The sequence below is a fragment of the Streptomyces sp. NPDC007907 genome, from assembly GCF_042959365.1.
In the GTDB taxonomy this organism is placed as follows: Bacteria; Actinomycetota; Actinomycetes; order Streptomycetales; family Streptomycetaceae; genus Streptomyces; species Streptomyces indiaensis.
This window is the reverse complement of sequence record NZ_JBIBKR010000003.1, coordinates 21,459-46,336: the sequence shown is the minus strand read 5'-3', so window position 1 is coordinate 46,336 and position 24,878 is coordinate 21,459. Positions and strand designations below refer to the sequence as shown.

The window sequence follows — 24,878 nt, the reverse complement described above, 5'->3', positions numbered from 1 at the left end:
AAGATGCTGAGATCAGTCGATACAGTCGCCCTGCGAAGGTTTGTCGTGCGAATTTGCAGCGTCGATGGGACGGGGACACTCGGCACAGGCTTCTTCGTGGCCCCTGGCTGGGTCATGACTTGCGCTCATGTGGTGAGGGGCGTTCAGGAAATTGCGATCATCCCAAGCCCACCGCTCAACAACACCCCGATGCCGGTGAAGGTCAAGACCTCATGGGGTGGGTCGGTAGACGGCCAGGAGGTGCGTTATCCGGACATCGCGCTGCTGAAGCTCCAGGAGCGGTTCGAGCACCCCTGTGTTGTGTTGGACCGCAAAGGAAGGCCAATGCCGGAGGAGATCTGCCACGGATTCGGCTTCCCGGAGCGCGAGAGCGGTCTAGAACCACCCGGCTCGCCCGCCACTTTCCGGTTCGAGGGAGTGGAAGGCGATGCATTCCTCACCTTCAAGGAAGGAAGCGCAGATCCCGGTCTTTCTGGCGCGCCGTTGGTTTCGCCCGGCCGTGATGCCGTCGTCGGCATGATGGTTGCAACTCGAGGGTCCTCTACAAGCCTTGGCGGCTATGTCACACCAGTTACTTCTCTCCTCAGAGAAAAGAAGCTGGGCAGGAAAGTCCTCAAATGCAATGGCGAGGCGATGAGAGCAAATCCCCATAGTTGGGATGGCGTAGTCTGCGTAGACAAACCTAGTCCTAGCCTCGCGGAATGGGAAGCCGACGCCGAGTCGGCCGGAATTTCCATCTGGACCGATGCAGATGTGGAAATCGGCCGCGCCGCCACGGATGATGTGCAGCCGGTGTACCGTTTCATCGACCGGATGCCCGTCGACGTTTATCTTCTCCGAAAGAATGGACTCCCGAATCTTCAGAAGGATTTCTCGGACCTCGGTATGGTACTGGACCGGTGGCTGGTGGCAGCACCCTGGAACGAGTTCGGCGGCAGCATTCGCGTGCTGTGGATCGTAGGAGAGCAGGATCGGGATCAGAGCAAGGGACTGCTTGCATGTCTCGCCCGAGCTGGATGGCACCGCTACCGGATCTACGACTCCCACCACGATTTGAGTCTGGCCGCCAGGGCGATAACCCGCCCTGATATGCCCCGGTTCCCCATCGGCGTGATCGGTGTGGATCTCAGTGATCAACAGGCCGATGACCATCGGGCCCTGGATACCTGGCGCGACGTGCGGAAAGCTGTGGACATAGTCAGGGGACGGGCGGCCGAGCATGACCGGTTCCCCTTGATGGTGATCGCAGGCACCGAGAAACAGGCGCGGCAGGCGCATGAAGCCCTTAACTGGCTGCTGGAGATCACCCCCGTCGACATCAAGGGGCGCCCCGCCAAACGAGTCCACAGCTACCCAGACATCGACCCGCCTGCCCCGTCCCGCCTCATCGGGAGCTACTACAACCGGGGGCTGCCCATGACCACCCGGAATCTCTTCGGCCGCACCAAGGAGCTAGCCGAACTCAGATCTGCCTGGGATTCGCAGCAGACCCGGATCTTCACCATCGTCGCCTCCGGGGGCACCGGGAAGTCCTCGCTGATCAACACTTGGCTTGGCGAGATGCAGGCAGCTAACTTCCTCGACGCCCAGACAGTGCTGGCGTGGTCCTTCTACAGCCAGGGCACTAGGGACAACCTGGTTTCCGCTGACCCGTTCGTCGACTTCGCGACCGACTGGCTGGGCGGCACTTCGAAGAAGTCCCTGAACCCGTGGCAGAAGGGCCTGGAACTTGCCGCCCTCATTAAGCAGAACGTCTTTCTGCTGATACTGGACGGTCTGGAGCCGTTGCAGTACCCACTCACCGCCCCAGACGTCGGCGGTCAGCTGACGGACGACTCCATCCGCGCCCTGCTCGAAGAACTGGCGAAGCCGGACTGGCAGGGCCTCTGCGTCATCACGACCCGTGTACCCATCGTGGATCTCAGACCGTCCGAGGACCCAGACGCCGGCACTGTCATCGAACGAGAGCTGGAGAACCTGGACGAACATGCCGCCTGTCAGCTCCTTCGATCTCTGATCGGCGGAGATCGGGATTTCAGAGACCTTCAGCCGGTCGTTCGAGACGTCGGCTGCCACGCCCTAGCGGTGACCCTTCTGGGCAACTATCTGCGTGACGTCCATCATGGAGACATCAACGGCCGGGCAGACTTGGCAAAACTGACCGGCGAGGGCAGGGAGGGAGCACACGCCCGTCGAATCATGGCCTCCTATGTCCAATGGCTGCAGCAACACAAGCGGGACACCGAGCTAGCAGTGCTTCGCGTGATCGGTCTCTTCGACCGCCCAGCCTTCCCGGAGGCGATGGGGGCGCTCTTGGCGGAGCCAGCTATCGACGCCGCACTGGCCGGACTCGGCAGCGTGGGGAGCGACGAGTGGAACCGGCGCGTCGGTGCGCTGCGAGGTATGGGTCTGCTGAACCGGGAGATCCCGGACTGGCCGGGTGCCCTCGACGCCCACCCGCTAGTGCGGGAGTACTTTCGCGACCTCCTGCAGCAGGAGCCCGGCACATGGAAGGAGGGCAACCGGAGACTATTCGAGTACTACCGGTCGCGGGCGCCAGGCCTGCCATCCGAATCCCACGGCATGACGCACCTCTACTCCGCGGTCAACCACGGCTGTGCGGCGGGCCTGCATGAAGAGGTATTCGAGCAAGTGCTTCTGAAGCGGGTCTGGCGCGACCGCCGAATGAACTTCTCGACCCGAAGGCTCGGCATGACCGGATCCGACCTGGGCGCCCTGTCCAACTTCTTCAAGCGCCGCTGGACCGAACTCCGAGAACTCCCCCTATCGAACCGCGCACGAGCCCTCGTCATGACAAACGCCGGCGTCCGGTTGCGGCAGCTCGGGCGGCTAAGCGACGCTCGCCAATGCTTCGGATCGGTCGTCCGGGAGATCGGCCCGTCCGCAGCCGAGGAAGAGATGGAGGACGCGTCCTACGCCGCGGCCCAGTACTGTGAGCTTCTCGTGATCGCGGGCAGACTCGCCAACCCCGCAGCTGGTGAGTCGGACTCGGCACTCACCAGCGGCCAATCCGCAGTCGAGTACGCCGACTGCGGGGAAGACCCGTACTTCAGAATGCATGCCCGTTCCTCACTCGCCGAGGTGCACTTCATGCTCGGGCAGAATCCGGAGGCTGAGAGACTCTTTGAGGAGGCCAGAAAGATTGATCGCGAGGATCGGCCGCGTCCGCCGTTCCTGTACTCGCAGAGCCTCTTCCGCTACGGGTACTTCCTGATCGAGACCGGCCACGCAGATCAGGTCCTGGCTCAGGCGGAGCGCGACCAGGAGTGGGGCACCAATGGCCAGGACAGCTCCCTCCTCTCCAAGGCCATCCGATTGCTCGTACTAGGTGCGGCCCGGCTGAGCCTGATGGAGCGAGGAGTCCGGAGCACCGACTTCGTCCACGGGGCACAAGAAATCTTGGACGACGCCGTAGCGATGTTCCGGACCGCAGGCTACGCCGACTACAGCGTGCGCGGTCTCTTGGAACGAGCGCGCTTCCACCGACTCCGCCATCAGATTGAGGACTACGACTACATTCGAGCGCAAGAGGATCTAGACAGGGCGTCTTCGGAAGCGGAACGGGGACAGATGGACCTGCTGCGCGCCGACATCCTGCTCGAGCGGGCCGCCTCCTACCGTGAGTTTATGAGAGTGATGACCGGTCCCGAGCGAGAGGCCTACAAGGACCGACTCTCGGAATTGCTCGGAGAAGTTGGGGAACTGATTCGCACTATGCGGTACGCAAGACGAGATAGGTGGTTGAAGGAACTGGCGGGCTGAAGCCGAAGCCTTGGAGGGATCGTGCAGGAGCACACCAACGCCGGAGACCGTTGGATCCCGGAGGAGGACTACCACTTCATCTGCGCGCGAGTGCCAATTCTGTGCGTCGACCTGCTCCCCGTGATCGCAGGCACACACAGGTTCGGACTCATCAAGCGGAACACGTACAACGGAGGCCGGGGCCTGAACCTCGTTGGTGGCGGGGTGTTGCTCGATGAGTCCCTAGTCGAGGCGGTGGATCGACATGTTAGCGCAACGCTGGGTTCTGCCGTGAGCGTCGACATGGCGAGTCTGGCTTTGGTCGGCGTGTACCAGTACTACCGTCAACCCCGACCAGGTGAACTGCACGATCCACGGAAGAACGCCGTGTCGATCACCTACGCAGGGATCATAAATGGGGAGCCCCGCGCAGCAGGAGAGGCACTCTCGTTCCACACCTTTGAGCTCGGCTCGCCACCGGCGCCCAGTACCTTCGGATTTGGACAAGGCAAGGTGGCCTACGAGGCCCTCACCCACTGGCGGCAACTGCACGGGGGTGTAACTTTCGGTTAGTCGTGGCCGCGCGCCCAGTAGGGCGGCCCGAGAAGGCCGCAAGGCCGCCTCGCCGGGCCCACACCGTGCGAGTCATCCTCCGGGCTCAGGCGTGGGCAGAGACGGCTCGGAGCGCTTCAGACCGGCAAGAAGGCAGGCCAGCATCCCTCTGTGGCCTCGGTCTACCGCGCGCTCGCCGAAGCGGAGGCGCCCCGCGGGCCGCTGTCGGCAGAGATGGACGTCGACGGCGCTCTCGTCTTCGCCTGCCTGCTGGATCTGACCTGGCACAAGGAATCCGCCCACTTCACGACGCCGGGCTTTCGGCGTGGGTGGTCTTCCACACCGCGCGCTGCTGGGTGCACGCCACGCCCGGCTAGGGCGGGTGCTGATGGTGATGCTCGGTCTGGACTCCATCTGCCAAGCCAGCTTCCTCTTCCGAGGGCCGAACCGGCTCACCCCGTAGCCAGCCGCACGGACAATCTGGGCTTGAGCAGTTTCCAGTACCTCTTCCCAACAGGACCGGTCCGCCCCGCCCCCTGCCTTCGGGCAGTGGGGCTCGGGCGCACCGGTCAGGGCGCCCATCTCGCACAGCCGCTCCCAGCTCAGGCCGTACGCGGGATGGGCGGCCTGAGCAGAGTTCAGAAACGGCAGGACGGCGGTGGAGGCCCTAGTCGGGTTTCTGGAGGGCTGGCGGTTACCGCCCGCACCTAGGTAAACGGGCACCTTTCATCGCACCACTGCTACGGTCGCGTCCATGACGCTTTCGGTCTCCACGGGTCAGGCTGTCGACCCACGCGTACAGCCGGTTGACGAGGTTCTTGACCGCGTCCAGCGGTCTCTCCAAGTGGGGCTCCTCCCGGACACGATGGTGCGCAAGCGCCGATCCGTGGGGGCCAGAACAGACCGCGACACCTGGGTACGGATCGAGCGGCGCCTGCTCGACAAGATCTCCGACCAGGGTGGAACGGGACTGAAGGTGCCGCCTGTCTGAAGGGCATTGCCCAGCCCGAATGGCACGGATGTGTCGTCTGGCGGGCCACGGACGGGCGGGTGATGTGGCGGGCCGATGAAACCGAGCTCCTCCCAGGGGCTCCCATCGGAAACGCCATCCTGAGTGAAGCCCCAGAGCTGCCAGATGACAGGTGGGGGACACTGAACGCGTCGTTGGATGCGCTGGCGGCCCAGAGCACGAACCGGGTCGCCACACCGGACACCGACACCATCACCCAGGCCCTTGTCACCGAGTCCATCTGCGGTGTTCTCTCCGGCGATCTCGATACGACCATCGAGCAGTGGGTGCCGGCCCACGCAGACCTCAACTGGGCCAACATGACCGCCCCCGGCGTTCAGTCTCTTCGACTGGGAGGACTGGGGCCATGCGCCGCTGGGGCTGGACTCGGCCTCGCTGTGGGCGAGTTCCTTTGCCGTCCCGGCTCTGGCCGATCGCGTATGGCACGAGCGCCGGTCAGACTTCGAGAGCCGGGACGGCAAGCTGATGACGCTATTCGCCTGCTCGAAGATCCTCGGGCCGTACGCGCACCCGGAAGACCCTCGGTTGGAACCCGCCCGGCGCATGGCCGAAGAGGTCACCAAGGAGCTTCAGACCTGGTCGCGTGACCGGACTCGCAGGAGACTCCGGTACTCCTGGGCCGTTCGTTCGTCGACCTCGCCGACCAGGGCGCCGACGAGTTCGCCCAGATGGGCGGGCTCATCAGTGCCCACAGCCACACTGCCGACCCTCGGCAGGTGATAGGCAGCTATGAACGCCGCCTGCACCCACGAGCGTTGACGGGAGGTCTATGGCCGCCCCACGGCCGTGGGAGACGTGGGTTGCGGTGGGGCGGCAGTCCATTGGCAGCTCGATGAGCGGCAGTCCGACGCCAGGGACGGGGCAGGTCAGCGGTGGTTCTTCAGACCGTCGACGTCGTCGCGCGTATTAGTCTCCAGAACGCGCTGGTCAGGTTCGTACAGACACGCACGATAGGCGTAGAGGGCCGCGTGCATACCGCTCGACCGGACGGGCCTGATCCACATCACCTCGACGTCGTCACGTCCGCACCACAGCCAGCACTCGCCGCGTGCCTGCCATTCGTGGCGATCCCATGGCGCGTAGTCAATGGGCTTCCTGATGACGGGGTCGATGTCTCGGCGGGTGGGCCGGAAGACCACGGCGGGATCAGGAAGCCGGTTCGCTCGTCTCGAGTGTCGTCCCATCACACGACCGCCAAAGTGAGCGACTCAGGCTCGGCGACCACGCCGTGCTTCGGCCGTAGCGCGAAAAGCCTGCGCAGAACGGCTGCTCGGATGGCGGGGGCCGCCTTGTGAAGCCTGATCTCCGCCCATACGCCCTTCCCCTGGCCGACCGGTTCCCAGCCGCACCGCGAAGCGAGAAGCTCGACCAGCGCCAGGTCGCGCCGCCCTCATCACCGACTCGAGCACAACTCCCCTGTAGAAGCACGGGGGTTGGCATCGAGAACGTCGATCACCAGGCGGCCGGGCCGGTGGTACAGCGTGACGGTAACGGGCCCCTCCCCATGGACCACGGCGCTGCTGATGGAGGCCACAAGACGGATCGAGTCAGCCGAGTCGTCGGTCAACGGCGCACCCCACGCACACACCTTCTCGACGACCTTGCGCCGGGCGAAGGAAACTTCCCTTTCCTCATCCGCGAGGACGAACCGATGGGCAAGCGTGGGCATGACGGACGCCTCCGAGGAGTTGGAGAGCGACTCCGTTCCCGACGGGAAAACAGGGGCGGAGCCGCCGATCGGAGAACCGTTCCAGGAGCTGACACCCTGCGCGGGCTCCGTGGACGGCTGATATTCAGTCAACAGCCCCTGTCAGCACGGCGGAGCGTTTCTAGGGGGTTCCTCCTGGGGACGCCCCCCTCCCCGTACGCGGCGACGCGAAGTAGCCTCCCCACTACGCCGTGAGGGGATGACCGGAGTGATGACATGCCTGGTGAGCCGTTGGCGGTCCACCCGCTGAGCCTCCTCCGCCAGACGCGTGGGTGGGGGAAGGCCGAGTTCGCCCCGTCTCATGCAGGCGCACGGGCGGTTACTCGGAATCCCGCTCGCGACCAACCGGACTACGTGTGGAAGTGGGAGCAGGGCCAGGAGCCGGACGCGGACGCCCAGCGCGTCCTCGCCGACCTACTGAGCGTCCCGTACGAGCAGGCGCGGAGGGAAGGTTGGCCCGGTGGCTCACTGCCCCGTGGACTGAGGCCGGTGCCGTTGAGGCGTTGTCCGAACTCGTGGGGAGTGGCCTGACGGGCCTCTTGGCGAGCTGGGTGGACGCACCGTCCGCCTTCGCCTCGGCCCTGGGCGGGGATCAGGTCACGGACACGATGGTCTCGACGATCGAGCAGCGCATCAGCATGCTCCGCACCCTCGACGACCAACTCGGCGGCGCCACGCTCCTGGAGCAGGCGCGCGGCGATCTCGCCCTGAGTACCTGCAGGTACACGGAGAGCATCCGACTCCGCCTCTACGCTCTGGCGGCCCGGGTGTCGCACCTGACCTGCTGGATGGCCTACGACGCTGGGCTGCCGTCCGCCGGCCAGCGCTACTACGTCGGCGCTCTGCGCAGCGCCCGTACCGCTGGCGACGACGCGTTCGGCGCCTTCATCCTCGCGGAGATGGGCGTTCACGTCTCCGAGGCCGGACGGACCACCGAGCGCGTCGAACTCACCTCCACGGCCATCGACAACGTGCCTCGAACGCTTTCGTCGTACTCCCAGTCCTTCCTCTACCTGTACAAGGCCGAGCCGCTGTCCCGCGACGGCGACCACCGCAACGCCGGGACAGCGCTCAACCGTGTCGTGTCGCACTGGGAGCGCCACACGACGGAGGAAAACCCGGACTGGCTCAACTGGTTCGGCGAGGCCCAGCTGAAGTCGACCGAGGGCAAGGTCCTGCTGCGGTCCGGGCAGGTGGAGCGCGCTGCGGGTTCGCTGGAGACCTCGGTGAAGAGCGCGGCTCCTCGGGACAAAGCCGTACGCTCCAGTCGCCTGGCTGAGGCCCGGCGCCGGCTCCATGGGGTCCAGACGGTGAAGACGGAGAACAACGGGCCCCAGTGCATGCCCCGCTGGGGGGCTTCCGCCGGGGCACGGAGGCTGGCCGACGGCAGGGAGGGCTGTTCAGCAGGCGGCGTTGCCTGCCCAGGGGCAGCGTCAGGAGACCGTGCGGGTCGGCATGTCGGACCCTGCCTTACCCATGGCCAAAAATGATCAAATTGCGGTGCTATGTATGCGCTTCCTGTGCTTGCATGACTGCAACGTGGCTGGAAGAGACGTGAGTTGTATGTGTGCCCCCTGCTGCTGACGACCAACTCCGGGGGTACAACTTGACATTGCACAGCAGAAAGCTGACCGCCGTGGCCGCGACTCTGACCATCGCTGCCGCCGGCACGATCGCTGCTTCCGCTCCTTCGAGCGGGGCCAGCGGAAGCAACGAGATCACCGTTACTGCCAGCCGTGTGACGTCTGACTTCAGCGCCAACAACTTCAAGAGCGCGGCGGCAGCGCCGCAGGCGGGCGAGCCTGCCGGGTACTGCAAGCAGCCCAACCCCATGACCACTGCGGTCAACCGCACTATGGACTGCTACAGCGCGCCCTTGCAAGTCGACGTCAAGAAGAACGGCCGGACTGTCGGAACAGCCAAGTTCACTGTGTGGCACGAGATCCACCTGAACCTCAAGAGTGTCAAGTGGTCCGAGAAGATCACTGTCAGCAAGGCGACCATCACCGGCAACGCCAACGGCATCATCACCACCTTTCACCCCTCCTGTGGCTCCGGCTGCCAGGTTCGCGCGGGCGGCAGCCTCGCCTCGCCGTTCACCCTGAACGGCTCCGCCCACACCGGATCGGCCAGCTACACCTTCACCGTCAGCAGGGGCCACCCGCGCTCGAGCCACACCCGCTACGAGTTCGACTTCAAGAAGCCGGGCTACACCAGTGGTGAAGCCGCCTACGTCGGCTCCACCTACCGCTGCGACGACGAGGACCGCCAGTACGGCGCCGGCTGTGTATATCCGACCCGCATCTCCGTCGAGAAGGACTGGACCAAGCTGTCCGACATGGCGAACATGCCCGGGATCGGTGACAACATCCGAAAGGTCCAGCGCGCCGGACTCCACATCGGCCGCCCCGGCTCCACCGTCCCCCTCACCCGGGCCACCAAGGCCAAGGCCGACGAGAACCGCAAGGAAGTCTGCGGCCCCAGCGTCAGGCCCAAGCCGGGCGACATATGGTGGACCGTCGACCCCAACGACGACGGCACCAAGCCCTCCTGCGACGAGTACCCGTTTGCAGAGACCACGCAGGGCGGCAACACTTACAACCCGCCCAACCGATCCATCAAGTGGGTGCCGCTGAAGGAGAATCGTCAGCAGGGCGGCATACTGCGAACCTTCTTCGGCCGTTACCACCTCCTGCCCGGCGACAAGTTCTACGTGCAGGCCGGCCAATAGCACGGCACAACCCGGCACTGGCAGGCCCCTCACGCCCTGCGGCGCAAGGGGCCTGCCCCCATGACAGAGGAAAGCAACGCCCATGGCAGAGACCCGGCCGGTGCACGAATACACCGGGATGGCCACACTGAGCCACGCCTTCTACGTCGTGGACATGGGAGAACCCGAGGGCATCGCACTGCCCTCCATGACTTCCGACATCCGCATCACCGCCACGGAAAGCAACAGCTGCCTCACCATCACCGCCGGATCAAGCGAGTGGGAGCCGGTCAAAATCAGCTTCCTCGTCTACGACCAGGAGCCCGAACCACCGGCCGGCGAGTGGAGGCACACCGAGACCTTCACCTGCACCGCGACCGACACCCGGGCCAGTTTCACAACAGGAACAGACCCAGACGACATGTTCCAGGACCCAGCGCCAGAGGGACTATTCCACAGGCCCGGCATCGAACCGCCCTACCACTGGACGGGACGCCTACTCATCGCAGCGCGCGCGCCAGAGGAGCATGTCCTCCAGTTCTGGCCGAGTAATCTGTAGTGGCTTCGGCGCGCTCCGCCGTGCGCTCGCAGCAGGCCGGACGGCCCCGTGCCGTCCGGCCTATGTAACGATCGGCTCCAAGGAGATGGAAGGACGCCTCGCCCCCGGCCGCGCCGGTACGTTCACCGAGGAGTACTCGATCGCCAAGAGCGACGCTTTCTAAATCGTTTTCAGCATGAGCCGACTGCGCAGTCAAATGACCGCGCGGCTGCCCACGGGAGATTGGCACCGTGTCTGTACGACTGCGAGGCGCCGTAGGACCTCCGCTCAGAGGGGGTCGCGTTCCTGGCTGTCTGGACCACGGCGCATCAGATCCGGGCGGCAGTCAGCAAGGTCGAAGGCCCGGATAAGCCCCTCCACCAAGGCACGATCGATGCGGTAGAGCCGCGCTTGCTCATCCCGCTGCAGCACATGATCCGCGCCGGCCGGGCCAACGCGGCGCTGCACCGCCTTGACGCTCGTAAGGGACCCACCGATCTTGGTCCGTGGTATCGGGTCCGTAGGGTGATTGGCGAAGTACTGCTGGACCTGGCCATACGACGCCGTGCCGCCCATCTCCACGATGTGACGCACCACTGCCCGGGCTCCGGGCATCAGGGACCCGATCAGCTGGAACAGAAGGCGGTCCGTCCAGCCGTCCCCAAGGTCGTCCTCGCCCAGGTCCTCCGGGCCAGGGCGTGGCTCGGTCGCTGGCGCGTCCTTCCAGCAGGCCGGAACGTCGGGACGGAGTCTGTAGGCAGCCTGCACCGCGGCGATCGCCTGCTCATAGCTGTCGGTCTCGGTATCGATGGTCAGCCGCACGCCCCGCCCCTTCGTGATCGCCGTGGTCATCCTGCCCTACAAGTAGCCGCCTCGACGATCGGACCGCATCAGGCCACGTGGTTGCGGGCCGCCCTTTCGCGGTTTCTGCTCTTCCTGCAACACCGGCGTAGGGACTGTCAAACGAGGCGTGTACTGGATAGTTGGGGTTACTGGCGAGCCGCCGACAGGCGGCCGTCGAAGGTGATGTCGTAGGCGTTCAGCGCGGTCTTCCAGCGCATGGTCCAGCGGGCCTGGCCTTTGCCGGTGGGGTCGAGGGACATGATCGCCATATAGACGCGCTTCAACGCGGCTCGCTCGTTGGGGAAGTGCCCGCGGGCTTTCACCGCCCGACGGATCCGCGCGTTCACCGACTCGATCGCATTCGTCGTGCAGACGATGCGGCGGATCTCGGCGTCGAACGGCAGGAACGGAGTGAACTCCTCCCACGTGTTCTCCCAGAGTTTCCATGGCCGGATACTTCCGGCCCCAGGCATCGGCGAACTCGGCGAACCGGTCCAGTGCGGCCTCCTCGGTCGGGGCGGGGTAGACGGGCTTGAGGAGCTTGGCGGTCTTGTCCCGGTCCTGGCGGGCGGCATAGCGGAAGGAGTTCCGCAGCAGATGCACCACGCAGGTCTGCACGATCGTCTTCGGCCAGACGGTCTCCACCGCCTCGGGCAGGCCCTTGAGCCCGTCGCAGACCAGCATGAGCAGGTCGTTCACGCCGCGGTTCTTGATCTCGTGCTTGGCGCACTCGCCGCCGTCGCCGGCCCACAGCCCCAGGATCTCCCGTCGGCTCTCGGTGGTGACGGCCAGAGCCACATAGATGGGTCGATTGGCCACCGCGCCGTCACGGATCTTCACGTGGATGGCGTCGATGAAGACGACCGGATAGACGGCGTCGAGGGGTCGGCTCTGCCATTCGGCCATGCCCTCGAGGACCTTGTCGGTGATGGTGGATATGGTCTGGCGGGAGACGTCGGCGCCGTAGACCTCGGCCAGGTGAGCGTGGACCTCGCCGGTGGTCAGGCCCTTCGCGGCCAGCGAGATGACCATCTCGTCGACGCCGGTGAGGCGCTTCTGCCGCTTCTTGACGATCTTCGGTTTCGAAGGAGCCGTCGCGGTCGCGAGGCACGGTTATCTCCACCGGACCGACGTCGGTCAGGACGGTCTTGGAGCGTTTGCCGTTGCGGGAGTTGCCGCCGTTCTTCCCGGCCGCATCATGCTTGTCATATCCGAGGTGGTCGGTGATCTCGCCTTCCAGGGCGGACTCCAGCAGCCGCTTGGTCAGTTGCTGCAACAGCCCGCCCTCGCCGGTCAGCTGCAGGCCCTCGGCCTGGGCGCGGCCAACCAGCTCGTCGATCAACTGGTCGTCCACGGCCTTCGCCGACGCAGCCTTCGTAGGCTCGACCGTCTCGGACTCGGACACGTTCTCACTGGTCATCGATGCATCTTTACACCGAACGTCTTACAGTCCCAGTGATGAGGACCCCGGGTGAGGTCCACGTTCAGCGAGGGCCGCAACCGCTGGTCGTGTCGGCTCTCAGTGAGCGCGCTGAGCCAGGCCTCGCCCGCTGGCGGGACGAAGAAGTAGCCGCCTCCTGTGGTGAGGGTGTACTTGGCCATGGCCTCGCCCTGGAGCCGGCGCTGTACCGCTTCGAATCCCTTCTCTAAAACGCCTTGAAAACAGGAAAAGATCAGCCCTTGGTCGTCAGGGCCGCGCTCGTAGTTGTAGCTGCGCCGCACCATCGGGGGAGGTGCGCATCACTGATCCGGCGGGGTCGGCCAGGCGGAGCCAGCCGCCCGCCGCGGTGACGGCCTGGTGGACGGCGATGAGGATGTTGATGCCGCTGGAGTCCATGAAGGCGACCTGCCGCATGTCGATCAGGACGTGGGGCCGGTCGGTGTCGGAGACGTCCAGGGCCGCTTACAGGGACTGCATCACGAACGCATCCGGATCCCAAACTGGAAGCTGTTCAGGCGACGTCGGGGGCGCCCTGGTGGGCGCTGAGCGCGTCGGCGGTGCTCGGGTGATGGGGCAGGAGGCTGTCCACTCCGGTGAGGGTGAGCATGCGCATCAGCCGGTCGGGGACGGCGGCCAGGGCCAGGGAGCCGCCCGCTCCCTGGGCGCCGTGCCAGATGCCGATCAGTGCGCTGAGGCCGGCGGAGTCACAGAAGCCCACACCCGACAGGTCCAGGATCAAGTGGTGGTGGCCCTGGTCGATCAGCTCCAGCGCGCGGGTACGCAAGCCGGGCGCGGTATGCAGGTCGATCTCGCCGGTGACGGTGGCGACTGCTGCGGGACCGGGGGTGGCGGTCAGGGTCAGCTCGATGTCGTCGGTCATCGCGGTCAGTGCTCCTCGCCGGCGGGCGCGGCGGTGGTGTGGGCGGTGGATCTGGCCCCCGTCGCGGCGGCGGCCTGGTCGGGAGCGGGAACCGACAGAGCCAGCAGGGCGACGTCGTCACTCGCGCCCTCGGGCAGGGCGTCCAGTAGACCGACGGTGTCCTGGATCAACTGCGCCGCCCCACACGAGGCGGGGCGAGCGGTGAGGAAGGCCGTCAGGCCCTCGTCTCCGAGCATGGCGTCGGTGCTGGTGTGTGCCTCGGTCAGGCCGTCGGTGTACAGGAGCAGGGCCTGACCGGGGGCGAGGTGGAGGGTGGTGGAGGCAAAGCGGGCGTCGGGGAAGGCCCCGATGAGCATGCCGCCCTTGGGGCGGACCGCTTCCGCCCGCGTGTGCGTGGCTGGCCCGGCTGCGGGCGGGGCGGGGCTGAGGTGGTAGGCCGGGGGGTGCCCACCGGTGGCCAGCTCCACGGTGAAGCCCCCGGCCGCATCAGGGGTGAAGGTGGCGAAGAAAGCTGTGCAGAACCGGCTGCCCGCCCACACATCGGCCAGCAAGGCGCTGTTCAGGGCCTCAAGTACCGCGACGGGATCGTCGGTGTGTTGGGCGGAGGCCCGCAGGGTGTAGCGGGCCAGGGAGGTGATAGTGGCCGCCTCGGCGCCCTTGCCGCACACGTCCCCCAGGAACAGTCCCCACTTCCCGGAGGGCAGGGGGAAGACGTCGTAGAAGTCGCCGCCCACATCGTGCACGGACGCGGTGTGGTAATGACAGGCCAGCTCCAGGCCGGGCACCGTCGGCAGCGCCGGCGGCAACAGAGTGCGCTGCAAGGTGGAGGCGAAGGAGGCGATCGCCGCCTTGTCCCTCTCCGCCTGCTCCCGGGCCGCCCGCTCAGCCTCGGCGACCCGCTGCTCCTGGCGCACCGTGCGCAGCGCGGACAGACGCAGCTCCATCTCGTCCATCACGATCGCCGCCAGATCGGTCAGGGTGGCAGTCTGTTCGGAGGTGATGGAGCGGGGCTGGGTGTCCAGGACGTTGACGGTACCCAGCTTGTGCCCGTCCGTCGTGGTGATCGGAGCGGCGGCGTAGAACCGAACCCCCAGCGGACCGGTGACCAGCGGGTTGCCGCAGGCGACGTCGTCGAGCAGGGTGTCGGGAATGACCAGCGCATCGTCGCGCAGGACCGCGGAGCCGCACAGGCCCGGGTTGCGGCCGATCTCGCTGACCCCGTTCAGGCCGTGCGCGGCTTTGAACCAGATCCGGTCCTCGTCCACGATCGTCACTGTCGCCACGGGGACGTCGAACAGGCGGGCTGCCAGCGCAGCCACCCGGTCGAACGCGCCGTCGGGCGGGGTGTCGAGGATGTCGTAGCGGCGCACCGCCTCCATCCGGCCGGCCTCGACGACCTCGTCGGGCACCAGATGCAGGCGCTTGCCAGGAACGCCGTCCTCGGATGCCGAAGCCTGCTCGGGCATCGGCTTTCCACCTTCCCTGACCTCCCGCAGCCACCGGGCGCGACGCGGACCAGCGGAAGCCTAAGTGCAACGAGTGTGCGAAAGCCATCCGGGTGGCACCTCACAGGAACACCACCGATGTCGACGGGCAGTGCTGCCGGAGTTGTCGGCTGGTGAAGATCACATGTCTTGGCGTCACGGGTCGAGGGCAGGCGTCTGGGGAGAACCCTGTCCCCGACGGAGTTGGTGATGACGACCTCCCGCACGCCGCAGCTGCCCGAGAGAAGGGGCGAGGCCTCGCCCACCCAGTTGCAGCAGGAGAACGACCAGCTGCGCCACGCGGTCACCTCTCACGCGACGGTCGACCAGGCCATCGGCGTGCTCATCGCGGTCCACCGGATCGCGCCGGCCGCCGGGTTCGAGGTGCTGCGCGAGGTTTCCCAGCAGACCAACATCAAGCTGCACTCCGTCGCGGAGACGGTGATCGGCTGGGCGTTGGGGGAACCACTGACGGATCCTGTGGGCAGGGAGCTGGATGCGGCCGTGCAGCGGCGTTCGCGCCGAGACCACGACTCGGGCCAGGCCGGATAGGCTCAAGCCGTCAGGGCCTGCTCCGCGCTGGGGTGGCAGGTGATGAGTTCATCGACGCCGGTCATGTGCAGCACGCGCAGGACGGATTCCTGAGCACCGGCGATGCGCACCCACCCGTCTGCGTCCCTCGCCTGCTGGTAAGCGGCGACGAAGACGTTGAGGCCGCTGGAGTCCATGAAGGTCACCCCACTGAGATCAGCGACGATCCGCGCCGGCACCGGCCCCTCCTCACCCAGCAGGGCCTTGCTGAGCTTGTCCTGGACGTCGTGGTCGATCTCGCCCCGCAGGGTCACGACACGGACCCCCTCGACAACGCGGTCTTCGGCGGTGAGACGATCCGGCCGGTCGGCTTGCTCGGTGTGGGGCACGTTCTCCTCGTTTGCGATCTAGTGTTGCCCCCTTCGGGGGCGGGACACGCGGGGGTGATTGTGCCCGACTGACACGGCCGGACGCATCTGCATGCGCATTCGCATGCGATCGGTGCGGCATGCACGGGGACAGCCGGGGTACCGGCAGGTCTAAGAAGTAGGGACGGGGCAGAGCAGATGGGAGTGGATCCCGACGGTGAGGCTGATACGGCGCCGGACAGCTACGTGATGCGGGCCGGCTACGCCCTGGGCGGCGACGACAGGTGCATCGCCGACGCCCGCCACCACGCCATCGCCTTTCTCGGCCAGGCCCACGGCGAGCACCACCTGGTCGTGCCCGACCGTGCCCGAGACCTCACCCAGCTCGTCGTCAGCGAACTGGTCACCAACGCCCGCAAATACGCGCCCGGGCCGGTGCTGATGGAGCTGCGCATCACCCCCAGGATTGTGGAGGTTGTGGTGTGGGACAGCGAGCCCACAGTCCCCGCGGCCCGGCCCGCCGACCCCGGCCGGATCGGCCAGCACGGCCTGGAGATCGTCAAGGCCGCCACCGAGGCGCTGCTCATCGAGCAGGAGCCGGTCGGCAAACGCATCACCGCCCGCATCCCGCTGTCCGACACCACCGCCCGCAGATGAGAGCCGGCAATTCCACCCGGCAGCACTGAGGTACCAGCGTGAAAGTGGCCCCCGTCTTCGAAGACCTCGTGACACTGCAGCGCACGGCTGACGAGGCGCACGGTCGCGTGCAGCAACTCTTCGACGACTACGGCCGAAGCCCCGTAGACGAGTGGGCCGAGAGTCAGCGCACGGCCTGGCACACCGCTTGGAAGGCCTGGGTCGACGATGTCCGCGAAGTCCAAGAGGCGATCAGCGCATACGCCTTTGAGCAGGGCAGAGAGATCCGCCACGTTGATGCGGATGTGAAGAAGGCAGCCCGCCACCCAGAACCCGCCGCCTGACCCCGATCACCGCTGGCGGCTGGCCACAGAAGAACGTAACCGACCATTTGCGCGCAATGGGAGCACCCGGCGCCCAATCGAGCTGCGGGCAGCTGCGCCCGGCTAGCCGCGCCACTGCCGGCCGCCATGGAGCGGGTCCTGGCGTATGAGCAGGCTTTGGCTGCCAGGGCGGCGGCAGGCCAGCCGCGGCCTGGCCACACGAACTGACAAGCTCGCGATCGCCTACCAGGCCGCACTCCACGTCGCGGGCATCCTCATCTGGACCTGGCGCTGACCAAAGAGACAGAACCTTAGAGCTGCCCCTGACCAGCCGCCCAGTCCGGACTGCACAGTGCGGCGCCTGATCGTGCGCAGGATTGCAGGCGGCCTTACTCGCAGGCCGGCGGTCGCACCCGGGCGGCGAACCGTCGTCACAGCCACCGGACGGCTCGCGCAACCCGGGTCACGACCGCCGCGTAGCCGACTCCGAGTGCCAGCGAGGCGAACAGGGCGGTGAGCGGGAAGTCCTCCTGGAGGTGGGGGTAGAGCTGGTAGTGCGTCAGGTAGATGTACAGCGAGCTGCTCGCCAGGACGCCCGCCAGCGCGCTGAGCGGGCCGAGACTGGGCAGGGTCGGCACCCAGATCAGCAGCCCCAGCCCAGCGATGACGAGGGTCGTGCGCAGGGGCTGGTCCTGGAACAGGCCGGGCACCGTGAGCAGCAAGACCGCCGTCAGCAGGGCCCGTTGCCGGACGGTGTCCGCACGTGCGGCCGCCCACCCCAGGGCGAACAGCCAGAAAACAACCGAGGGGCTCAGCTGGGGACGAGCGGACGCCAGGTCGAGCAGGTCGTAGCGGCCGACCAGGCCGATGGCCATGAGCGCCAGGGGCACACCGAACGTGTAGCGCCGCTCCAGCCGGTCCACGAGCGGTACGGCCATGAGAAGGGCCAGGGCGATCAAGAAGTAGACGAGGGCCTCCACGAACCAGTAGGCCCAGTCGAAGCGGTCGTTGCCCTGGTCGAGGAGGGTGTTGAGCAGCAGGGCGTTGGCGGGGTCGTAGAAGTCGGTCAGGAGCACCGCGCCGGTGATCCACGCCATGCTCGGCACGGCGATGCGGGCGATGCTGCGCCACAGGCGTCGTACGCGCTCGCGGTGTGGGGCGTCGGTCAGGAGAAAACGGGCGAAGTTGTAGCCCGCCACGCCGAGGAGGATGTGGGCGAAGCCCTTGATGTCGAAGACTCGGACGTGTGAGCCGACGATGAGGACGATCCCGACGGCGCGCAGGACGACGCCGGTCTCCAGGGTGCGGCGGATCCGCCAGGAGTCGGGGCTGGTCCAGGTGTGCAGCGCCCTGCGGAGCCCGCGACCCGGCCGCGGCACGGATCCGCCTCGCGTGTTTGGCGTCTGCGGCACGGGCGCGGTCAGGGTCCGCAGATCGCGGATGGGTCTCGTGTGCCAGTCGGCGGGCAGCTGGCCCAGCGCCTCTTCCAGGCGCAGGGACATCTCGACGTAGGACAGCGAGTCGCCGCCCAGGCTGACGAAGCTGCTGTCCTCTGTGACGTCGGCGCGGTCGAGGATCTCCGCGTAGAGGCGGACGAGACACTCGGCGGGACCGGGTGCCGGTGCCGTCTCCTCGGCGGGGCGCGCCAGGCGCCGTACGGCTTCGTAGTCGGGCTTGCCCGAGGCCAGGCGGGGCAGTTCGGCCACGGCACGGACCCGTAGGGTGCGGGCCGGCAGCCCGCACTCCTGCGCGATCAACCGCCGGACGCGGGCCTCCCCGCCCGCATCCCCGAGCGCGGCCACGGCCAGCGCCTCCCCGTCCCCCGCGCAGTACGCGGCGACGCCATGTTCCTCCAGCATCGTCTCGACGCGCTGCGGATCGATCCGCAGGCCGAAGATCTTCACGAAGCGGCTGCGGCGGCCCACGATCTCGTACAGCCCGTCGGACACACGCCGTGCGAGGTCCCCGGTGTGCAGGTCCTCGACGGTCCGGCCGAGGGCGAGGTCGGCAGGGCTCTCGGCGTAACCGAGCATCACGTTCGGGCCGGAGTAGACGAGTTCGCCGACGTCCGGACCATGGCCGTCGACCGGCTGCAGCCGGAAGGAGCCACCGGGTATCGGCAGGCCGATGGCCTCGGGGCGCTCGGCGGCGAGGTGCGGCGGGAGATAGGCCATCCGGGCCGTGGCCTCGGTCTGCCCGTACATCACGAACAGCTGCCAGCCGGAGCGGCGACCCGACTCGGCGTACCGGGCGACGCGTTCGGGCGCGAGCCGGCCCCCGGCCTGGGTGACGCGGCGCAGGTGGGGCAGTTCCATCTGCTCGAACCCGACCCGGTCGAGCAGGTCGAAGGTGTACGGCACGCCTGCCAGCGAGGTGCTGCGGCCGGTGCGGAACTCCTCCCAGAAGGCGGCGTCAGACACCGACCGTTCGGTGAGAACGAGTGCGGCGCCGCGCAGCAGGTGGCTGTGGATGACGGACAGGCCGTAGCAGTAGTGCATGGGCAGGGTGGTGGCGGCCCGGTCGGTGTCGTCGATGCCGAGATAGGTGGCTATGGACTCAGCGTTGGCCTGGAGATTGTGGTGGGAGAGCCGTACCAGTTTGGGCGATCCGGTCGAGCCGGAGGTGCTCAGCAGCAGGGCCAGGTCCGGGTGCAGAGTGTGGGCGCTCGTGGGGTGCCGCTCGTCGAGGCTCCAGGTCCCGTCGGCGTGTGGGCGGGCCACGACGTCGGGGGCGTACGCCTCGGTCAGCGAGCGGATCGTGCTCTCGCTGTCGCCTGGGACAAGGAGGACGGGGTGGCCGGCGGACAGGGCGGCCAGGTGCGTGACGAGTGCGTCGGCCCGGTTGGCGCCGGCCAGCAGTACCAGCCGCCGTACAGGCCCCAGGCGCTCGGCGGTGACGGCCACCCGGTCGGCCAGGTCGCGATACGACAGCTGCCCCTGTGTCGTGATGAGAGCGGTGCGGTCACCGTATGCATCGAGTTCGCGGGCGAACGGCACTCCCTTCGGACGGGGGAGCGGTGGGGCGGGCACGGCCGGGTGGACGAAGGCCCCTGAGGCGTCTGTCGGACGGGTGGCAGGAAGCGGAGCGGGGAGGGGCAGAGAGGAGTGGATCACGGGGCGTGCCCTTTCCGCGGCAACGTCCGCTTTAGCAACCCTTGACTATTAGGCAAGGTTTACCTTATTCATAGCATGGTCGTAAACAAGCCACAGCAAGGTCACAGGATCGCTTCGCCCATCGCTCTCCACCGACAGGACCGGCGGCGTGCAGGCGAGCCCCGTAGGAAGGCACACACACCATGCGACGCCCCACGGCTCGTCGGATCACCGCCCTGGTCACAGCCGGTCTTCTACTTTCTGCCCTCGCCGCCTGCGGCTCCGAGGACAAGGACGGCGAGAGCCGCAGCGGCGACTCCTCCCTCGTCATCTACTCCGGCCGCAACGAGAAGCTCGTCAAGCCACTTTTGGACAAGCTGGAGAAGGCGGTCGGCACCAAGGTCGAGGTGCGGTACGGCGACAGCGCGGAACTCGCCGCCCAGATACTGGAAGAGGGCGACCGCACCAAGGCCGGGCTCTTCTTCTCCCAGGACGCCGGCGCCCTGGGTGCCCTGTCCAGGGAAGGCATGCTGCAGAAGCTCCCGCAAGCGACCCTCGACGAGGTCGACGACGCCTACCGCGGCTCCGACGGCGACTGGGTCGGCCTCTCCGGGCGCGTCCGCGTCCTCGCGTACAACCCGGACAAGGCCGCTGAGGGCGAGGTTCCTGACAGTGTCTTCGACGTGGTGAAGCCGGAGTGGAAGGACAAGGTCGGCTTCGCGCCCACCAACGCCTCCTTCCAGGCGTTCGTCACCGGCATGCGGGTCCTGAAGGGCGACGACGTCACGCGCAAGTGGCTCGAGGACCTTAAGGCGAACGGTGCCAAGACCTACGCCCACAACCTCGCCACCCTGGACGCCGTCGAGGCCGGCGAGGTCTCCCTCGGGCTGGTCAACCACTACTACTGGTACGAGCGGGTCGCGGAGAAGGGGGAGAACAAGGTCAACGCCAAGCTCAAGTTCCTGCCCGGCAAGGACCCCGGCGCGCTGATCAATGTCGCCGGCGCCGGCATTCTCAAGGACAGCGGGCAGGGCGCGACAGCGCAGAAGGCGGTGGACTACCTGCTGTCGAAGGAGGGGCAGACGTACTTCGCGGACAAGACGAAGGAGTACCCGCTGGCCGCGGGCGTCACCAGCAAGGTCGAGGGCCTGCCGCCGTTCGAGTCCCTGGAGTCCCCCGACATCGACCTCGGCAAACTGGAATCCCTCCAAGAGACGCTGGCCATGCTCCAGGACGTCGGACTGGTCTAGTCGGCCATGCCCACTTCGCCATCCTCCGCGCTCCCGACCGAAGCCCCCGTCGCTCCGGTCGGGGGTGAGCCGGAAAGCAGGCCGGACAGGGGTCGCAGACGAGCAACTCGCCTGGCGGGGCGACTCGTCATGGCCGGTCGCAGACCGCCCCTGATCCTGGTCGTCCCGGCCTGCGTGGCCGCCCTCTTCGCCTTGCTGCCCCTCGGCTATCTCGCTGTGCGGGCCCTGGAACGCGGCCCTGCCTTCGCCTGGGACGTCGTCGCCGACGAACGCACCCTGGATCTGCTCGGCCGCAGCCTCGGTCTGACCGTCGTGGTCGTGGCGGCCTGCCTGGTGCTGGGTGTCTCGCTGGCCTGGCTCACCGTACGCACCCGACTGCCCGGGGGCCGCGCCTGGTCCGTGCTGGCCACACTGCCGCTGGCCGTGCCGAGCTATGTGGCCGCCTTCGCCTGGCTGTCGGCCGACCCGGACCTCGCCGGTTTCGGCGGCGCCGCGCTCGCGCTCACGCTGGTCAGCTTCCCGTACGTGTATCTGCCGGTCGCCGCCGCGCTGCGGGGCATCGACCCGGCCCAGGAGGAGGCCGCGCGCTCCCTCGGACACGGCCCGCTCGCCACGTTCCTCCGCATCACGCTGCCGCAGCTGCGACCGGCCGCAGCGGGCGGCGCACTCCTCGTCGCGCTGTACGTGCTCTCCGACTTCGGCGCGGTCTCACTGATGCGGTACGACACCTTCACCCGGGCCATCCACACGTCCTACCGAGCCTCCTTCGACCGCACCCCGGCCGCCGCGCTCAGCGTCGTCCTGGTGGTCATGACGGTCGCGCTGGTCGCCGCGGAGGCCCGCACGCGCGGCCGGGCCGGGCACGCCAGGACCGGAACGGGCGCCGCCCGCCCGCTGGTTCCGGTCGCCCTCGGCCGGTGGCAGCCGCTCGCCCTGCTGTGGTGCGGGGCGGTCACAGCCGTCGCCGTCGCCTTCCCGCTGGGCACCCTCGGCTACTGGCTGGCCGTCGGCAGCTCGGCCACCTGGGACCTGGGCGGACTCGCCCAGACGGCGTGGGCCACGTTCGGGGTCGCGGCGGCAGGCGCCGCCCTCACCACACTCCTCGCCCTGCCGGTCGGGGTGATCGCCGCCCGGCACAGGGGCCGCACAGCACGCCTGCTGGAGCAGGCGGCCTACGCGGGACACGCACTGCCCGGCATCACCGTCGCCCTCGCGCTGGTCTTCTTCGCCGTGCGCTACGCCTACCCGCTCTACCAGCAACTCCCGCTGCTGGTCGGTGCCTACGCGGTCCTCTTCCTGCCGGTCGCGGTGGCCGCCACCCGCGCGGCCGTGCTTCAGGCGCCTCCGGTCCTGGAGGACGTGGCACGATCGCTCGGGCGACGGCCGTGGCAGGTGCTGCGCGAGGTCACCGTCCCGCTTGCCGCGCCCGGCGTGGCCGCCGGGGCCGCGCTCACCTTCGTGGTCTGCATGAAGGAGCTCCCCGCGACTCTTCTGCTGCGCCCCACCGGCATGGACACCCTCGCCACCCGGCTGTGGACGGAGACCGGCGCCGGATCGTTCGCGGCTGCCGCCCCCTACGCCGCCACGTTGATCCTGCTGGCCGCCGTCCCCTCATACCTCCTAGGCAGGCACCGGACATGAACGCACTGCACGTCGAAGGACTCACCAAGTCCTACGGAGCCAAAGAGCCGGTCCTGTGCGGCCTCGAACTCACTTTGCCGGAAGGCGCGTTGGCCGCAGTCCTGGGCCCGTCCGGCTGCGGCAAGACGACCCTCCTGCGGATCGTCGCCGGCTTCCTGCACGCCGATGCGGGCACCGTCCGCCTCGGCGACCGCCTTCTCGTGGGCCCCGGTGTCCACCTGCCGCCGGAGCGCCGTCGCATCGGCATCGTGCCCCAGGAGGGCGCCCTCTTCCCGCACCTGAGCGTCGCCCGCAACGTCGCCTTCGGGCTGACCGGCACCGACCGGGCCGAACGACGGCGCCGCACCGACGAAATGCTGGAGCTGGTCGGCCTCGCCGGATACGGCGACCGCATGCCGCACGAGCTGTCCGGCGGCCAGCAACAGCGCATCGCGCTGGCCCGCGCTCTCGCCCCGCGCCCCCAACTCGTGCTCCTGGACGAGCCGTTCAACGCTCTCGACAGCGCGCTGCGCACGGGAGTGCGGGCAGACGTACGGGCCGCGCTACGGGCGACCGGCGCCACGGCGGTCCTCGTCACCCACGACCAGCAGGAGGCCCTGTCCACCGCCGACCTCGTCGCCGTCGTACGGGACGGCCGGGTCGCCCAGTGCGACACCCCGCAGGACCTCTACGGCCGCCCCGCCGACCCCTGGATCGCCGACTTCGTCGGCGACGCCGTCCTGCTTCCCGCCACCGTCGACACCGACGGCACAGCGAGGACCGCCCTGGGCCCCGTACCTCTCGCCGCCCGACCTGCCGGCCTCCGCTCCGGCACCGTCCTGCTCCGCCCGGAGCAACTCCGTCTCACCGACGCGGACTCCGACGGCGCGGTCAGCGGCACGGTGACGGACATCCACTATTACGGCCACGACGCCATGGTCACCGTAGCTGTCGAAAGCCACCCCATCCCTGTCGCCGTCCGGGTCGCGGGACCTCTGCCGGTCGGTCCGGGGGAGGAGACGGGCGTCCGCGTCGTCGGCGAAGCCGATCTCCACGCGTAGTCACGGCTGCCGGTAAGGCTCAAGCGGGGGCGACGCTGCCCTCCGCCCCCGCCGCGACCGGCGGTCTCGACGCCGTGGTCAGCCTGCCCGGCACCGAACAACTCCTGGAGGGCGCCACCACCATGGCGGCAACACAGGGCATCCAGATGGCTGAGCAGGCACTCGCTGCGCTGATGTAGTAGCCGTTCCGCCACCACGGGCCCCGGGGGATCAGCCATGACATCCCCGGGGCCCGGTGTATGGAGTCATGCTGTTCAACGACGGCGCGACGCCGACGGCACGGTGGGTCGGCGTGTTCAGCCCGCCTCGGGCAAGGGTGAGGTGCACGGGCCCGGAGTAGGGCAGATCACCAAGGGCTCTGGGGTTGGTTCTGTGTGCCGGTGGGCGCTGGGGGCAGGCGTCCGGTGTGCCACCTCCCCGGAAATGTAAGATCAGCATGCGGGTGCAGACCCGCCGTCCGCCGATGCTCCGCAGCACGCGGGCGGTGGTTCAGCGGAGCCGGATGCTGAGCAGATCGAGCGGCTTCGGGACGAGAACGAGCAGCTCAAGCAGGCTATGGAGAGTCGGCCCCGGATCGATATGGCCCGCCGGATCCTGATAACTCAGCTCGGCTGCTCGGTCGAGGAGTCGTGGGAGATCTTGGTGGAGGTATCCCAGCGCAGCAACATCCGGTTGCGTGTCGTGGCGGAGCGGATGATGGCGGCCGTGGTGGGCAAGGAGCCTTTTTGCTGCCTGAGTACGTCACCGGGGACGCCGAAAAACACTGGTGTACGAACTGTGTGAACCGGGACCAGGTGGCAAAGCGTACGGTCATCAAGAGCGTCGGCAACGACCCCACAACGGACCGCGTGATCTCCACCTGCTCAGCAGGGTGCCCCGAGACACAGGACAGGCCGGGCACCAACTCCTGGGACACCGCGTGGATCCGCTTCATCGGCACCAGCGGCCCATACTCGATCCACTCGGCCAACATCCTGGACCGGCGCTACAAGGCCACCTGGGCCGTACCGGCCTATCAGTGATCACTGGTCAGCAGTGTTGTGCTCCAC

At 67.7% G+C, this 24,878-nt stretch carries 21 protein-coding genes and 6 pseudogenes; 16 read left to right on the top strand and 11 right to left on the bottom strand.

The features are described from left to right. The first annotated feature begins 3 nt into the window (after window positions 1–3). Window positions 4–3,783: a trypsin-like peptidase domain-containing protein gene (locus ACFZDI_RS11440; RefSeq protein ID WP_391249641.1), complete on the top strand. Its 3,780-nt coding sequence runs from the start codon at window positions 4–6 to the stop codon at window positions 3,781–3,783. 21 nt (window positions 3,784–3,804) lie between these two features. Further along, window positions 3,805–4,335: a DUF4916 domain-containing protein gene (locus ACFZDI_RS11435; RefSeq protein ID WP_391249639.1), complete on the top strand. Its 531-nt coding sequence runs from the start codon at window positions 3,805–3,807 to the stop codon at window positions 4,333–4,335. 431 nt (window positions 4,336–4,766) lie between these two features. Here ACFZDI_RS11435 and ACFZDI_RS11430 read toward each other — a convergent pair. After that, window positions 4,767–4,971, bottom strand: a pseudogene (locus tag ACFZDI_RS11430) (flavoprotein); the annotation flags it as partial. Window positions 4,972–5,068: 97 nt separating this feature from the next. Between ACFZDI_RS11430 and ACFZDI_RS11425 the strand changes: the two are divergent. Next, window positions 5,069–5,917, top strand: a pseudogene (locus tag ACFZDI_RS11425) (hypothetical protein); the annotation flags it as partial. Here ACFZDI_RS11425 and ACFZDI_RS11420 read toward each other — a convergent pair. Further along, a pseudogene (locus ACFZDI_RS11420) lies at window positions 5,914–6,096 on the bottom strand (aldo/keto reductase); the annotation flags it as partial. The pseudogenes ACFZDI_RS11425 and ACFZDI_RS11420 sit on opposite strands and share 4 nt — an antisense overlap. Before the next feature lie 641 nt (window positions 6,097–6,737). Continuing rightward, on the bottom strand, window positions 6,738–7,013 hold the full coding sequence (locus ACFZDI_RS11415) for a hypothetical protein (RefSeq protein WP_391249637.1): 276 nt from the start codon (window positions 7,011–7,013) through the stop codon (window positions 6,738–6,740). On the opposite strand from ACFZDI_RS11415, the gene ACFZDI_RS11410 reads away from it, so the two are divergent. From ACFZDI_RS11410 to ACFZDI_RS11395, 4 genes and pseudogenes are all read left to right on the top strand, one after another. Beyond that, the gene (locus ACFZDI_RS11410; RefSeq protein ID WP_268838627.1) at window positions 7,012–7,134 is read left to right on the top strand and encodes a hypothetical protein; all 123 of its coding nucleotides are present in this window, start codon (window positions 7,012–7,014) and stop codon (window positions 7,132–7,134) included. The two genes, ACFZDI_RS11415 and ACFZDI_RS11410, sit on opposite strands and share 2 nt — an antisense overlap. Window positions 7,135–7,268: 134 nt before the next feature. Further along, a pseudogene (locus ACFZDI_RS11405) lies at window positions 7,269–8,338 on the top strand (transcriptional regulator); the annotation flags it as partial. 350 nt (window positions 8,339–8,688) lie between these two features. After that, on the top strand, window positions 8,689–9,783 hold the full coding sequence (locus ACFZDI_RS11400) for a NucA/NucB deoxyribonuclease domain-containing protein (protein WP_391249635.1): 1,095 nt from the start codon (window positions 8,689–8,691) through the stop codon (window positions 9,781–9,783). An 82-nt stretch (window positions 9,784–9,865) separates the two neighbouring features. Continuing rightward, a complete protein-coding gene (locus ACFZDI_RS11395; RefSeq protein WP_391249633.1) occupies window positions 9,866–10,321 on the top strand; it encodes a hypothetical protein in 456 nt (151 codons plus the stop codon). 267 nt (window positions 10,322–10,588) lie between these two features. Here the strand turns inward: ACFZDI_RS11395 and ACFZDI_RS11390 are convergent, their stop codons facing one another. From ACFZDI_RS11390 to ACFZDI_RS11365, 6 genes and pseudogenes are all read right to left on the bottom strand, one after another. Beyond that, the gene (locus ACFZDI_RS11390) at window positions 10,589–11,122 is read right to left on the bottom strand and encodes a hypothetical protein (protein ID WP_234845182.1); all 534 of its coding nucleotides are present in this window, start codon (window positions 11,120–11,122) and stop codon (window positions 10,589–10,591) included. 167 nt (window positions 11,123–11,289) lie between these two features. Next, window positions 11,290–12,563 (bottom strand): annotated as a pseudogene (locus tag ACFZDI_RS11385) (IS256 family transposase). Continuing rightward, window positions 12,560–12,868, bottom strand: a complete 309-nt coding sequence (locus ACFZDI_RS11380; RefSeq protein ID WP_372486522.1) for a hypothetical protein — start codon at window positions 12,866–12,868, stop codon at window positions 12,560–12,562. Before ACFZDI_RS11380 ends, ACFZDI_RS11385 begins: the two are co-directional and overlap by 4 nt. Beyond that, complete coding sequence (locus ACFZDI_RS11375) at window positions 12,831–12,998, bottom strand: STAS domain-containing protein (protein WP_391249630.1); 168 nt, start codon at window positions 12,996–12,998, stop codon at window positions 12,831–12,833. Before ACFZDI_RS11375 ends, ACFZDI_RS11380 begins: the two co-directional genes overlap by 38 nt. A 97-nt stretch (window positions 12,999–13,095) precedes the next feature. Next, complete coding sequence (locus ACFZDI_RS11370; RefSeq protein WP_391249628.1) at window positions 13,096–13,464, bottom strand: anti-sigma factor antagonist; 369 nt, start codon at window positions 13,462–13,464, stop codon at window positions 13,096–13,098. Window positions 13,465–13,469: 5 nt separating this feature from the next. Next, window positions 13,470–14,930: a SpoIIE family protein phosphatase gene (locus tag ACFZDI_RS11365; RefSeq protein ID WP_391249626.1), complete on the bottom strand. Its 1,461-nt coding sequence runs from the start codon at window positions 14,928–14,930 to the stop codon at window positions 13,470–13,472. 228 nt (window positions 14,931–15,158) lie between these two features. On the opposite strand from ACFZDI_RS11365, the gene ACFZDI_RS11360 reads away from it, so the two are divergent. Beyond that, the gene (locus ACFZDI_RS11360; protein ID WP_391249624.1) at window positions 15,159–15,500 is read left to right on the top strand and encodes an ANTAR domain-containing protein; all 342 of its coding nucleotides are present in this window, start codon (window positions 15,159–15,161) and stop codon (window positions 15,498–15,500) included. Window positions 15,501–15,502: 2 nt separating this feature from the next. Here ACFZDI_RS11360 and ACFZDI_RS11355 read toward each other — a convergent pair whose 3' ends face one another. Next, window positions 15,503–15,868, bottom strand: coding sequence for an anti-sigma factor antagonist (locus ACFZDI_RS11355; protein WP_391249622.1), 366 nt, complete (start codon window positions 15,866–15,868; stop codon window positions 15,503–15,505). A 177-nt stretch (window positions 15,869–16,045) separates the two neighbouring features. Here ACFZDI_RS11355 and ACFZDI_RS11350 point away from each other — a divergent pair, with 177 nt between their 5' ends. The 3 genes and pseudogenes from ACFZDI_RS11350 to ACFZDI_RS11340 form a co-directional block, all read left to right on the top strand. Then, window positions 16,046–16,504, top strand: a complete 459-nt coding sequence (locus ACFZDI_RS11350) for an ATP-binding protein (RefSeq protein ID WP_391249620.1) — start codon at window positions 16,046–16,048, stop codon at window positions 16,502–16,504. A gap of 38 nt (window positions 16,505–16,542) precedes the next feature. Continuing rightward, complete coding sequence (locus ACFZDI_RS11345) at window positions 16,543–16,827, top strand: hypothetical protein (protein WP_391249618.1); 285 nt, start codon at window positions 16,543–16,545, stop codon at window positions 16,825–16,827. Window positions 16,828–16,996: 169 nt separating this feature from the next. Next, window positions 16,997–17,101, top strand: a pseudogene (locus ACFZDI_RS11340) (IS5/IS1182 family transposase); the annotation flags it as partial. A 136-nt stretch (window positions 17,102–17,237) separates the two neighbouring features. Here ACFZDI_RS11340 and ACFZDI_RS11335 read toward each other — a convergent pair. Continuing rightward, window positions 17,238–19,835 (bottom strand): AMP-binding protein, encoded by a 2,598-nt coding sequence (locus tag ACFZDI_RS11335; protein ID WP_391249616.1) that lies wholly within the window; start codon window positions 19,833–19,835, stop codon window positions 17,238–17,240. 266 nt (window positions 19,836–20,101) lie between these two features. Here ACFZDI_RS11335 and ACFZDI_RS11330 point away from each other — a divergent pair, with 266 nt between their 5' ends. From ACFZDI_RS11330 to ACFZDI_RS11310, 5 genes are all read left to right on the top strand, one after another. Then, window positions 20,102–21,148: an extracellular solute-binding protein gene (locus tag ACFZDI_RS11330; protein WP_391249614.1), complete on the top strand. Its 1,047-nt coding sequence runs from the start codon at window positions 20,102–20,104 to the stop codon at window positions 21,146–21,148. Between the two features lie 6 nt (window positions 21,149–21,154). Beyond that, a complete protein-coding gene (locus ACFZDI_RS11325; RefSeq protein WP_391249612.1) occupies window positions 21,155–22,789 on the top strand; it encodes an ABC transporter permease subunit in 1,635 nt (544 codons plus the stop codon). Further along, on the top strand, window positions 22,786–23,829 hold the full coding sequence (locus ACFZDI_RS11320) for an ATP-binding cassette domain-containing protein (RefSeq protein ID WP_391249610.1): 1,044 nt from the start codon (window positions 22,786–22,788) through the stop codon (window positions 23,827–23,829). The genes ACFZDI_RS11325 and ACFZDI_RS11320 overlap by 4 nt, the downstream gene beginning before the upstream one ends. Window positions 23,830–24,384: 555 nt before the next feature. After that, the gene (locus ACFZDI_RS11315) at window positions 24,385–24,612 is read left to right on the top strand and encodes an ANTAR domain-containing protein (protein WP_391249608.1); all 228 of its coding nucleotides are present in this window, start codon (window positions 24,385–24,387) and stop codon (window positions 24,610–24,612) included. A gap of 11 nt (window positions 24,613–24,623) precedes the next feature. Further along, window positions 24,624–24,851, top strand: coding sequence for a hypothetical protein (locus tag ACFZDI_RS11310; RefSeq protein ID WP_391249606.1), 228 nt, complete (start codon window positions 24,624–24,626; stop codon window positions 24,849–24,851). Window positions 24,852–24,878 lie beyond the last annotated feature (27 nt).